Below are 12,291 nucleotides of genomic sequence, written 5' to 3' on the forward strand. Positions count from 1 at the left end.
AGAATGATCAAGTTTTACTTACTCAGCTGGAAACTCTTTGACGTCAAGTATGATTGAATCGTTCAATATAACTTGTATCACCAGTTTCTTGGCCAACCCCACGGTGACGCTTACTGGGTAATACTTGATTTACCGCCAACCTCCACAGTATTTTGGCGTGATCAACAGTGGAGGGAAGAAGGACTAATTGAGAAGATTAGGGATATCCTGTACGCTCAAATAGGTCAACAGGTAAAAAAAAGGCAAATGGACAACTTTAATGATCATTGATTCCCAAGCCGTGAAAAATACTTGTAATGACAGTTTAGAGTCCAAGGGGTGTTGTTTTGAATTAGCCACCAATGGAATTAAACGGCATCTAGCCGTCGATACTCTCGGTTTTCCTTCTTGCTCCGTCCTTACTCTGAGGTTTCCTCAGAGCGGGCGGTGCGCTTTTTTTGTCCATTGCACCAAAGCATCGGTCTGTGATCATGTCGGATTAATTGAGATGTTCTCAAATAATATCGACTACTTTAAATCCCAGCCAGTTAACATTCCGAAAATCACCATTCTACTGGATAATGGATATCATCCTCAAAAAATTATGGAGGAGTTGAAAAAAGTTGCTCCGGCAATTATGACGAAGATTCCCTTGAAACTGTAGCCTAAACCATCAAAAGCTCAAAAGAATCAACAAGGCAAAACAGGATTTGTACCCGTCACAGCTAGGTGGGTGATAGAAAGAACCAATTCCTGGATGGAAAGATGTAAAAGTTTAGTAAAAAATGTTGTTTGCGCAGCATTCGGCAGGAAAACAACTCTTGCTCATGGTGCCACCAAAATTAATGTTTGTTTTGTCAGGCTGATGTTGAAGAGATTAGTGGCGATCGCCTAATTTCTTCGAGAACCTAAATGGTTTCTATAAGGACTTTTTGGAAATATCATACCCTAATTTACCAACGCCAATATTTTTTACCATCAATGATGATATAACTCCTATCTTTCTCAATTTTGTACTTTGAGGCTATTTCGTCAATTTGTTGTTCGCTTTGAACTTCCGCCAAAGTTATCGTATTAAGAATCTCAGCCTTACTCAGGTAAAAGTTGAAATCTTGATTGTCGATTACCATATCCATAGCCCAAATTGTATCCCCATCAGGCTGCTGAACTTCCTGTAAAGCATCAAAGCCTATTTTTGAGAACTCCCGCATAAATTTGCCCAGGTGATAGTTTTGAATATTCAGGTTTTGTGTGGTTCCAGTTACTTTAACATCCACATCATCGGTAATTTTCTTACAGCACTTTTCATATGGGTGAACCACGTTAATTGTAAAATATAACTAAACACAAATATAGTTATCTAGAGCGATGTAGCTGTCGCACTTGCTCCGCCAACGCCAATCCTGAAAAATGGCCAGACCATATTCACGCTTATTTACGTCTTCGTGTGATTAGAGCCGATCAAAATCAAGAAGGTTCTCAACGTCAAATAGCGCAAAGATTTCAAGTTAGCTTGAGTTTTGTCCGTAATTTATGAAGGCATTATAGAACCACAGGAACTGTAAATCCAAAGCAACATGGAGGAGGACCAAAGATTAAAATTGATGGCAATTTTGATTCTTTAATGAGCGCAGCAAATCCAACAAAAACCGGATATTTTACTTTGTGAGTTATGGGAATATTTAGAAATTAGAACCGGAGTCAAAGTGAGTGTATCAACAATGTATCAAATTTTCAAAAAATTCAATATAAGTAGAAAAAAAAAGTCTTTATGCTTCAGAACAAGAGAGAGAAGATATTAAACAAAAACGCTATGAGTATGGAAAATGGCGCTGATTTAGTAGACATAAATAATTTGGTTTTTGTTGACGAATCAGGGGTTAATTTAGGGATGATATCATGTTCCCCTCCGGGGGAGCTACGAATTGCGGATAATCAGTTATAATAAACCTTCTGCCTTCTAACCTTGCTCTTTCCCTTCAGCATAGCTGCCCTCTGCCTTCTGCTTTTAGTCCACAGATATTATAAGTATTCAACCGAACATGATATGACTCGTCTTGATGGTCCAGCAAAAGTAGGAGAGAGAGTAGTTACCAATGCCCCTAGAAATCAAGGTAAGAATACAAGTGTTTTAGGAGCTTTAAGTCTAGATGGTCTAATTGCATCAATGACAGTAATTGGTAGTACAAATAGAAATGTATTTGAAACATATATAAAGCAGATTTTAGTACCTCAACTATGGCGCTTGGGCAATTGTACTGATGGATAATTTAAGTGTCCACAAAGGTTCTAGAATTCAAGAGTTAATTTCCGTATAGAGGAGCCAAGTTAATGTTCTTACCTGCATACTCACCAGATTTGTCACCCATTGAACTATGTTGGTCAAAATTTAAAGAGTTTCTCGGTTCTCGTCAAGCTCTTTCCTCAGGAACAATTAGATCGAGTTATCAGCGAAGCGTTGGCGGAGCAAGTGCGGCAGCTACATCGCTCAAATTACTGAAGATGATGCCATGGGGAATGTTTGAACATTGTGGTTTATTCATCTCAAAAGCGCTGTAATCAAATCCCCCAATTCCCCGGGTATATTGGCCACACTGGTATTGGGAAGCGGATCTGCCACAAGCACCTGCTGGGGTAACAGGTTCTCAGGAAGATGTTCTTGTTCAATATAATAAGCCCAACTCAGAGCAAACAACCCACCTAAAGAATGACCAAAGAGATAAGTATCCACCGGAACGTTAGCCAAATTAGCTTTTTGGTAGGCGGAGCTAACGCTTTTTAGTGCATTTTTCAGCCATTTCTCTTGGGAGTCAATCAAACATAAGCAGGCAGAGTAGCCCAAAATGCACCTTCCACAGTCAAGCGCGTATCTGGAAGGAGGTCAATATCAGGAACGCGATACATTGATTGGGTCTGCAATCTGACAGACTGCATTCAGAGCTGAAGCAACTGCACCCTCTTGCCAACCCGTTAGGTGAGAAAGCTAGTCCCCAACAATATAAAAATTTTGGTCGCCCTTAACCAGAGTGTTAAAGTGAATTTCTCTATTCTCAACTGTATTTCATTGTGCCCATCCACCTTTTTGGTGAGGTATATTTTGCCAGGCAATAGCCAGACCATGCTTCAACCCATCAGCAAACTCATCACCTCCCAGGTTTCTCGCTCCCTGACGAGCAAGTTCTCCAAGTTGCCCCAGTCTTTGGCAACAGCACTAAAATTGTAAGCTCCAGTAAGCACGCCTAACTCTGCGTGCTATTCCTCGGAAGGATACCAGACAGGCTTTGACATCCTCCCGACGCTGACCTGACGGTACAGCGCGGGATTCCCATCTAATAAAACAGACTGTCTTGATAGAGTGCGATCGCTGCCCTATCTTTAGCTGTGCCTTTTTCCAATAGGGTTCTAGGGCGTTGGTGATTTTGGCTATGACTGCGCATTAATGCCAATCACCTAACTATTAACTGAAAAGCATTTTCTATTTGGCCAAATTTAGGTTTCATAGCTTGGTTCATCAACGCCGGTTCTAGAATAATTATTGGAGATATCTAGCGGGTATGAGTGAGAGATTAATTCTCTCAAACCAAGCTCAGGATGCCGGCGAAGAGTAACCTTTGCATCTCTATACCCAACGTTTATCGCCGACCAATTCTCACAACGTCGCCATCAAAGGTTGGTACAGACAAGACAAAGGGATCTGTAGGAAAAGTCAATGCCTGTTCTTCAAGAATACCAATGGCAATTTCCTCGCCCATGCGAACGCTATCGTAATAGTCGGTGAAGTAGTGAACTCCTGCCATGTTTCGACCAATGGAAATATTGGCTGCTAGTTTATTCAGTTCACCTTCAAGAGTGAGAGCCTCAGAAATATTATTAATCGTTCTTTCTTTCAAGGCAGTCCGATTGCAACCATTAACTCGGAAAGCAACCAACTTATCGCCTTCCTCCATACGTTTGAACCTATATTCCTTACTACTATCCTTTACAAGCACTGTACTGGTGTCAAAAAATGCCTTGAGAATGGTTACACAAGCACCAGCAACGGTAGCGTGTCCTGCACCATAAGCAGGGTGCATGGGAGATCCTTCAGGAAATGCCATTGGTAGCAGATAACTACCTTCAGCTATTGCGGAAATATTTCCGAGAGTACTTGTGTTCAAACCGCAAGTTCCATTGCCTTCCAACTTATCTATGAACCCCTGAACGTTTTTTTTCAAGGCTTCTGGGAGCAAATCTCTATCTATGCTATTGCCAGAACGCAACAGCTCAATTCGTGCTGCTAGAGCCTCTGGTCGCAAGCGAATATGATTGTTAAACTTCTGGAAACGAACAGCCTTAAGTGCTCGTGTTGCCACCTCAGTCACCAAGGTCAAAATGTGGGGACCACCATAAAGAGCAAAACCATTAGCGTGACGGCGAGTTTTTGGATCTTGTGCTGCTACACCACCTCCAGAGAGATGATCGAAACTAGGATTGAAAGGAGTTCCCATTCCCAACAGAATCAGACAAGCATTGAGATAAGCTTCATAAAGAGCATCGTAGTGGACATAGGTTGCCAGATCACGAGGTGTATAAATAAAGCGACGTCCAGTATCATAGCTTTCTCGTTCCTGTCTAATACCCCGCTGAACTTCAACATACTTTGTCAAATCGGTCATATAGTTTGTTCCTGGCGTGGCTATGGGAACTTGTTGGTTGATTTCCAGAACACCATAGGCGATTTTTCCCTTAGTGACACCATTATCTCCGTTGACGCCTTTGTTACCAATCAGCAAAAATTGAGACAGGTAAGGTCCCACCTCTACCCCCGGAGAAGACCCACGAAATACTGTATTTTTGTCGAGACAGTTATTTCCATTGACTTTTCGAGGTCGTCCATTTTGGTCTTTGATGTAATCAAGGCAATTGAGGCGAGCAATTGATTTGTTGACCTTTTCATTGGTTGCATTGCACTCAAAATCATTAAGAGGACAATCGCGAAGAATGGCCAGTTCATATACCTCAGCCATCTCAAAAATCAGTTCCGGGTTCGTGTTACCAGTGGCATCTAACAATGGTGGTGCGGGAGGCATGGTGACTGCTTGAGCATCAGGTCCTTCTAAATCATGCACAACCCCTGCAGTTGGGGCTTCCCACTGTCTAAAACCATCAAGGAAATTCGGATTTTCCTCTTCTACAATGTTGCCATTAACAACCTTATATTTTGCACCATGACGAACTCTATCAGTAAAAGGATCGATGAAGCCATCATCGATCGCTCGGCGAAATTCTACAAAGTCTCTTGGATCTTGTAGCAATCCTGTGTTGGGGTTATGGATTAAACCTTTGGTAAAGGACATGAAATACCGATCGCCTGCGTAGCGCTCTTCGTCCCCATTAGCTTGATGGGTTGGATGTTGGCGGCTTCTTGCTAATTCAGCGGCCTCAATGCGAACGGAATAAGATTTTTGACGACGCTCGTTCATAAAATTCTCCTATTTTTGATTAATTTTAGGATTGTGTGCAAAACTGGGACGAGACTTGATAAGTTATCATCATAATTAAGTGGTATACTCGTCTATTATGTAGACGATGGAAAGCAAAATTTATGACTTTTTTGAGTTAGATACCCTTAATTTCTAGCTTGATCGAGTAAGGTAGTGATCGCTCCTCGTCTTACAATGGATGACTATTGCAATGCACCTGCACCTATTATATTTTACTCGATATAATTTTTTGGTACTTCTTTACAAAAAGAAACAAAAATTGCCCAACTTCTTACTTCTATTAAGTCGGCGTTGGCGGAGCAAGTGCGGCAGCTATATCGCTCCCCCACTAACCTTAGTTTTAAACATAAAGTAGGGATATTGCATACAACGTCCCTACTGTGAATGTCTGATTAATTTATGAATTGCATATCTATGATGCAATTGAGAAGTAAATAAATTATTTATGTTGGCTGCTCAAGAACTTTAAAATATTCTAGTTCAAACCCTTAAGTCGGCGTTGGCGGAGCAAGTGCGGCAGCTATATCGCTCTCCCACTAACCTTAGTATTAAACATAAAGTAGGGATATTACATACAACGTCCCTACTCTGAATGTCTTCTTAATTTATCAGGACTTACGCAAAGACACTATATATAATAGCGCATGGTAAATAGAGCGATTGCTGACGCCAAGCTCCGCTAACGCTGAAAAAAAATCAAGCGCGATCGCGTCAAGACAATTTCCATAGTTAAAACAAAGGTAAAAAACCTCTATCAAATCAAAATAGCCCTGAATTTTATTGTAGGCTTATTCAGCTCTTGGAGCAGGTAATCTGAGAGTAATTAATGTTTGACTTGAGCAATAGTTTTTCCTATTTTCACTGCTAATCTTTTGACAAAATTCCAGACTAACATTCCACAAGCAATATGATTTATTTGAATTTTTCTCAGACGACATTCACAGGTATTGGCTCCTGTGAATTGCTTAATTCCTCTCTGACATTCCTCAATTTTTCATCTCATTTTAACTTCAAATTAGACATCATCTTTACTGCATTTGCTGAGGTCATTAGTAGCAATATATTCTGTTGGTGTTGGTAGAAGCATTTACCCAGAATCCCTTGACTTTTTTACCCCTTTGAAACCCTTTCTTTTTAATGATTTTACCTGATTTTTTTCTGATTCATTCCAGTTTAATTCAGCAAGATTTTTCGATTTTCATACACCACCTGTGTCATCTACGTGCGCGATTTATTTTTAAGTGCCAATAATAATTTTTTCCTAAGTTATCTATCAATGCCATTCATCTTTGTCTTCCATACCAACTCTCCATTAATACAGTTTTCAATGGTTATTTCTTCTTATTTATCACATTAAATATCATTTTTTCAACATGATATATTTGAGTTTTGCTGTCATTATCTGGATCATAAATACGATCATCTATTATCCAAAATTATTCAGTTTGGGGGTGAAAATAGATATAGCAATGTGCCCTGGCATATTTACAAATTACAGGAGGTGTCCAATAGCTAAAAGTTTTATCTTATCAGCTTTTTATTCCCCCTTCCGGAGCTGTTGCCTATTGCCTGTTGCCTGCGCACAGCGCTATACAATTAACTCTCTCCCGCTCCTGTTGTGATGGGGTGATGAGAAGATGAGGTGATTTGGCGATCTAACTCCTAACAGATATCGTATTATTATTTTTTTATTATTTTCTTTGTGGGTTTAATACCCCACCGTCAACGGGGGTGTTCAAAATTACTTGGGGTGAGAATCCCCATGTAATTTTCCTCCTGTCTCCTGTCTCCTGTCTCCTGTCTCCTTCTTCAATATATTTTTTTATTATTTCCCTTATGGGTTTAATACCCCACCGTCTACACGGTGCTCAAAATTGTTTGGGGGAGCGTAGACGCGGAGCGGCCCTTCGTTGACTATCCCCATGCAATTTTCCCTCCTGACTCCTGACTCCTGACTCCTGACTCCTTCTTCAATATTTAGACTTGTACTTTCCAACTCCGAAGCTCGAAAATAGTCACTCAACTTCTGTTTAAGCTGTTTGCGCGCCAAAGATATCCGCTTGCAGACATTATCATACAGCGCTTTTCATATTGATGAACCACATCGTCACAATCAGGCACCCAGTAAGGAGGTTCCATGAAACGTCCCTACTGTGCTCTACCGAAATGAAAACGCCTGTAATGTTTGTTGGAAGTAGTCTCGGTACAACTGATGACTGATAACTGCTTTATTTCCATCTAACTTCACTAACCCCATACTGTTTAACTTGTAAGCATAGATAGGTTCTAGTAATATAGGTTCAGTGGTATGTATCGCTGTACTCAAAGCGATCGCTAATTCCGGCTCATCTTGCAATTTTGCTTGATGACGCTGCAAGTGACTCGAATAAATTCCCGTCGATGTAGGAGCCGTTTTTAATAGCTCCGTGAGTGTTACATCTCCCTGACTAAGATGATAAATAGCAAGATGTACTAAAGCAGGATGTCCTCCTGTCATAGCCATCAAAAGATTTGCTTGCTCTCCATCTGTCCAATTAAGTCTGTAACATTTAGCTAATTTTACCACTTCTTTCAAGGAAAAATTGTGTAGCTGGATTGGCAACCCTACATTGAAAGGTGACTGTTTCAGGTTTAGAGGCACATAAATTTCAGTTGAGTGAACTACTACTAAACGCAATTTCTGCCACAGGGGGAGTCTTTTGGCATCCTCATACCACGAACGTAACAAGGGAAAAAAGTCCTTTGCTATTTCCAGATGCTCAAAAATCTGGTTCACTTCATCCAAAGCTAGAAGTATGGGCGAATCAATTGAATCTAGTAAATAGTCCTGGAAGTAGAGAGAGCAGCTAATTTTACACCCAATGTCTTCATCCCAATAATCATCTAACCTTGATTCTATGTTTAGTTGGCGACTGATATTAACACAAAACCAGCGTAAAAACCTATTAATATTACTAAAAATATCTTGGTCTACCTGTTGTAAGTCCAAGTTAACAACGTGATAATCTAAAAAATGTTTTGCATAGTCCATAACACGCAGCAGCAGGGAGGTTTTGCCCATTTCTTGTGGCGCTTTTATCCTTACCAAAGCCCCCGGATTCTCAATTTCTGCATATACTTGCTTCTCAATATCAGATCGTTGTATATAAAATGGGGAATCTAGAGATATGCCTCCACTAGGAAATCTTGGTGACATCACTTGCCTAATATTAGTAGACAGTGTTGTAGCATTTTGGTTGGCAATGGTTTTTTTTGATGTTGCTTTTGAGGTAAAATATGTTTCAAGCTTTGCCCGACAATTTTTTTTGGTTACCTTCTGGCCTACAACATCAGAAATTCGTCTCAATAGCTGAGGAGCTATAACATTGCTCAGATAACCTGGACTATAACCAGCCTCTTGAGCTACTAGATTATAGGTTTTATAATTCCAGATGCCTTGGATAATTATCCTTTCTATATTATTTAGAGGAGGATAATCAATTTCGAGTAGCTTGCGGTTTATAGCTTTGAGAACAAAATTTAAGTTGATAGGGTATGAATTTTCCTCTTTCTCCATATATTAGCTATTATTAAGTATAAATATAAATAGTATTTTATGCAATCATATCCTTTTTTTTTTGGCAATAGAAAATAAATCATACCAATTTTATCAAATATTGCTACATTTATGGAAGAGTGGTGCGACCCCGCGTCGGCATCTGTAGAGGTATAGCGCTACGGGCAAGTTAGAAGTTATATCATGTCCGGATAAAAGCGTGATCAAAAAAAAATTCTCCTTCTCATCCTCTTCAGTCTGCAACTTAATCTTCTCCACAGGCTTAAATTCGCTTGAAACTCAAGCTACTGATACGGCTTTGTTGCATCGTGGTTATAACTAAATCTCAAACCGCTTCTGTTTCTCAGGAAGTTTTGAGCGTCTTCATAAAGACATCAGAAGTCTGATTTGAAGAGGTTGATGCTCCCACAGATGCAGAAGTTCGCATTGGTTTCCAACAAGGTGATGGGTCTTGGTCTTATCTGGGAACTGATGTGCTGAATATTCCTTTATATCATGTCCGGATAATTAGTTATAAAAAAACTTTCTCCTTCAACTCCAGTTGTTCTTCTTTCTTCCCTCTTTCCTCCTGACTCCTGACTCCTGACTCCTGACTCCTGAGGACTCCCTAGTTATTTATTTATCACTGTTTAACCGGACATGATATTAAACCAAAGAACTATGAATTTTGGTTGGCCTTTAGCTGATGATGGCTATGGTAAGGAAACTGCACTTCACGAAGTGGGACATACACTAGCATTACCACACGAGCATCAAAATCCTAAAGCAGGTATTCAGTGGAAAGAAGATGCAGTCAGAGCTTCTTTAAGTGGACTTCCGAACAATTGGTCGTTAGAAACGATAGAATATAATATTTTGCGTAAAGTAGCAACAAATGAAGTTGCAGGGTCTGACTGGGACCCAAACTCAATTATGCACTATCAGTTTCAAGCAGAACTGATCAATAGTCCTGCTCCCTATAATCAGCAAGGAATTTTTCCAGAACCTGGTTTGTCACAAAAGGATAAGGATTGGATGCAAAAGTTTTATCCTGTGCTGGAATCAAACGATTACATTGAGCTTAAACCTTTTATTTCAGTGCCATTGGTTTTATCCCCTGGAGAACAGGTTAATTTTATTGTGAAGCCAAAAATTTCGCGAGATTACAAGTTTCAAACTTTTGGTGAAGCAGACACTGTAATGGTTTTGTTTGAGGAAGAGAATGGCGACCCAAGGTATTTGAATGGAGATGATGATAGTGGTACTGAATATAATGCTTTCATTACTCACAAATTGTTGAGAGGTCGTACTTATATTCTCAGAGTTCGTTTGTATTTTCCTGGTTTAAGTGGTGAAACTGCTGTAATGATGTGGTAGAAATGAAATAGTGTAGTATTGCGCGATCAATTTAACTTCTGTAGTAACTTAAGTTAGTTAGAAGCGATGGATCTACTTGAGTCAAAAAACTCTCATCAAAATAATGGCGACCGCTTCAGATCAAATCCGGTAGGATTGGTGTCATTAGACTTATAGTGTGGGAACCCACCCCTAATATCAAATTAAGAAATATTTGCTACAAATAGCTAGGATATTTCGTAAGGAGTCAACCCACCCGCGCTCCCCTCCCAGGAGGGTAACTCAGGAGGACTGAGTCACACGGGAATAGCTTCAATACCATTTTTCAGGTCGCAAATCATTCTTTTGTCTTGGTGCGCTACCAGGTGCGACTAGCGTCGTCGCGGGGTCGCACCGCTCTCTTGGTCGATGGTCGGTCAGCTCCGAGACCCGAAGAGTGCAGACCCGCTCCGAAGTACGCCATCCCACCCTACGGGAAGCTCCGAAGATCGACCACTTTGTCAAAGGACATATCCTGCATTTGTCTTTTTATTCCTGTTACTATTCGAACACATTCTTTTTTCACCCTTGGTATAACCCCTCCTGGGGGGGAAGATGGGGAGATGGGGAGATCAAGAAAGATTTGGCAATGGCGCTGTGATGGAACATTTTTTTAGACCGAAACTGAGGGGATTTGATATCACTCCAGATTTTGTTAAGATAGAAAAGAAAAATGATATTCTGCTAATAGATATCTCCGAAAAAGAATGTAGGGACATTCCATGTAACGCCCCGACAAGGATTTCAGAAAAGGTTGATGTAATTTATGGAGATTTCTAATGATTTGATAGTTAATTACAGTATTAATAAGCTATCAGCTTTCAGCCTTGAGTATCAATCCTATAACTTAAGTTTACTGGTTTAAAGATGACTACTGAAAATTATTTAAAAGGAGTAAAATATGGGTTTAATTAGTGGTCTACTCGGAAATGCTGCCGAAGTTAATATTGATTCCAAAAAACTAGATAAGTTATTCAACGATATTTTAGTAGATGGAGAACAAATTGAAAAAGCTTACCAAATTATTCGCGATATGTTTGTGTTTACTAATAAGCGTTTAATTTTGGTAGATAAACAAGGAGTAACAGGACATAAAATTGAGTTTCTTTCTATTCCCTATTCAAAAATTACCAAGTTTTCTAAAGAAAGTGCAGGACATTTTGACTTAGATGCAGAGTTAAAGATTTGGGTAGGTAGTGAATCAGAACCAATTAGTCATGAATTTAATCGTTCCGTGAATATTAACGAAGTCTATTCTGTATTAAGTAAGTATGTTTTGAAGTAAATTCTTGAAGAAGGTGGTAGGTTTTTAGTTCAATTTTATAGCAGAAGGAAGAAGTAAGAAGGAAGAAGGCGTTTAGTGATCTAGGACAAAGGGTTGATTATTAATATTCTGTTGTTTTAGATATTCTATAGCAATCCTATTTTATTCGTGTCAAAAATCTTACTGCTTTTTAGGGAACACTTAACTGGGGACAGGGAACAGGTAAGAGTTTCAGTTTTTTTATTTACTTTTTGATTTGTCACGACCTATTTAGGATTGCTATATAATACCAATTTCATAAAATATTGCTACAGTCTCGACTTGAATACTTATACTTTGGTGGAAGGAAAGCAGAGGGCAGTTATGCTACTATGCTAAAGGATTTCTTTCAATTGAAACTTAATTCTATACACGCTCCGATGCTACCGGACATGATATCAAGAGCACTAATGGCAGTTACTATATTGGATATTCAAGCTCAATCAATTGTGGAAACCTCTCGTGATGGTAGAGTTTTCAAGCCAATTTAGGAGAATGGTGCTGGGAAAAATCGCCTTCTTACACCGCTCCACCCACTATCTTTGAAACATAGTGAAGATAATTAGTTTAGACAAGAGTCGCTCCACTTATGAACA

The 12,291-nt window shown here is 39.6% G+C and carries 13 protein-coding genes; 7 read left to right on the top strand and 6 right to left on the bottom strand.

Annotated elements, in window-relative coordinates; translation table 11 throughout:
* The first annotated feature begins 280 nt into the window (after positions 1-280).
* Both F6K13_RS03920 and F6K13_RS03925 read left to right on the top strand, forming a co-directional pair.
* Complete coding sequence (locus F6K13_RS03920) at positions 281-643, top strand: hypothetical protein (protein WP_287286861.1); 363 nt, start codon at positions 281-283, stop codon at positions 641-643.
* A 69-nt stretch (positions 644-712) separates the two neighbouring features.
* Positions 713-874: a hypothetical protein gene (locus F6K13_RS03925; RefSeq protein ID WP_338043193.1), complete on the top strand. Its 162-nt coding sequence runs from the start codon at positions 713-715 to the stop codon at positions 872-874.
* A 58-nt stretch (positions 875-932) separates the two neighbouring features.
* Here the strand turns inward: F6K13_RS03925 and F6K13_RS03930 are convergent, their stop codons facing one another.
* On the bottom strand, positions 933-1,301 hold the full coding sequence (locus F6K13_RS03930) for a hypothetical protein (protein ID WP_124145292.1): 369 nt from the start codon (positions 1,299-1,301) through the stop codon (positions 933-935).
* Between the two features lie 725 nt (positions 1,302-2,026).
* Between F6K13_RS03930 and F6K13_RS03935 the strand changes: the two genes are divergently transcribed.
* Together F6K13_RS03935 and F6K13_RS03940 are read left to right on the top strand one after the other, a co-directional pair.
* The gene (locus F6K13_RS03935) at positions 2,027-2,248 is read left to right on the top strand and encodes a transposase (RefSeq protein WP_124145291.1); all 222 of its coding nucleotides are present in this window, start codon (positions 2,027-2,029) and stop codon (positions 2,246-2,248) included.
* Positions 2,249-2,310: 62 nt separating this feature from the next.
* The gene (locus F6K13_RS03940; RefSeq protein WP_124145290.1) at positions 2,311-2,538 is read left to right on the top strand and encodes a transposase; all 228 of its coding nucleotides are present in this window, start codon (positions 2,311-2,313) and stop codon (positions 2,536-2,538) included.
* Here the strand turns inward: F6K13_RS03940 and F6K13_RS03945 are convergent.
* The 4 genes from F6K13_RS03945 to F6K13_RS03960 form a co-directional block, all read right to left on the bottom strand.
* Positions 2,519-2,821: a hypothetical protein gene (locus tag F6K13_RS03945; protein ID WP_124145289.1), complete on the bottom strand. Its 303-nt coding sequence runs from the start codon at positions 2,819-2,821 to the stop codon at positions 2,519-2,521. The genes F6K13_RS03940 and F6K13_RS03945 overlap by 20 nt on opposite strands.
* 790 nt (positions 2,822-3,611) lie before the next feature.
* The gene (locus tag F6K13_RS03950; RefSeq protein WP_124145288.1) at positions 3,612-5,441 is read right to left on the bottom strand and encodes a vanadium-dependent haloperoxidase; all 1,830 of its coding nucleotides are present in this window, start codon (positions 5,439-5,441) and stop codon (positions 3,612-3,614) included.
* A 1,855-nt stretch (positions 5,442-7,296) separates the two neighbouring features.
* Positions 7,297-7,512, bottom strand: coding sequence for a hypothetical protein (locus F6K13_RS03955; RefSeq protein ID WP_124145287.1), 216 nt, complete (start codon positions 7,510-7,512; stop codon positions 7,297-7,299).
* Between the two features lie 108 nt (positions 7,513-7,620).
* On the bottom strand, positions 7,621-9,018 hold the full coding sequence (locus F6K13_RS03960) for an AAA-like domain-containing protein (RefSeq protein WP_240038970.1): 1,398 nt from the start codon (positions 9,016-9,018) through the stop codon (positions 7,621-7,623).
* Between the two features lie 639 nt (positions 9,019-9,657).
* On the opposite strand from F6K13_RS03960, the gene F6K13_RS03965 reads away from it, so the two are divergent.
* A complete protein-coding gene (locus F6K13_RS03965; RefSeq protein WP_287286863.1) occupies positions 9,658-10,374 on the top strand; it encodes a hypothetical protein in 717 nt (238 codons plus the stop codon).
* Positions 10,375-10,665: 291 nt separating this feature from the next.
* On the opposite strand, the gene F6K13_RS03970 is transcribed toward F6K13_RS03965, so the two are convergent.
* On the bottom strand, positions 10,666-10,857 hold the full coding sequence (locus F6K13_RS03970) for a hypothetical protein (RefSeq protein ID WP_287286864.1): 192 nt from the start codon (positions 10,855-10,857) through the stop codon (positions 10,666-10,668).
* 90 nt (positions 10,858-10,947) lie between these two features.
* Here F6K13_RS03970 and F6K13_RS03975 point away from each other — a divergent pair, with 90 nt between their 5' ends.
* Together F6K13_RS03975 and F6K13_RS03980 are read left to right on the top strand one after the other, a co-directional pair.
* On the top strand, positions 10,948-11,172 hold the full coding sequence (locus F6K13_RS03975) for a hypothetical protein (protein ID WP_124154267.1): 225 nt from the start codon (positions 10,948-10,950) through the stop codon (positions 11,170-11,172).
* A gap of 121 nt (positions 11,173-11,293) precedes the next feature.
* Positions 11,294-11,677 carry a PH domain-containing protein gene (locus tag F6K13_RS03980; protein WP_124145285.1) on the top strand — a complete coding sequence of 128 codons (384 nt, stop codon included), beginning with the start codon at positions 11,294-11,296 and terminating at the stop codon, positions 11,675-11,677.
* The last annotated feature ends 614 nt before the right edge of the window (positions 11,678-12,291 follow it).

This window comes from Okeania sp. SIO2B9, from assembly GCF_010672505.1.
In the GTDB taxonomy this organism is placed as follows: Bacteria; Cyanobacteriota; Cyanobacteriia; order Cyanobacteriales; family Microcoleaceae; genus Okeania; species Okeania hirsuta.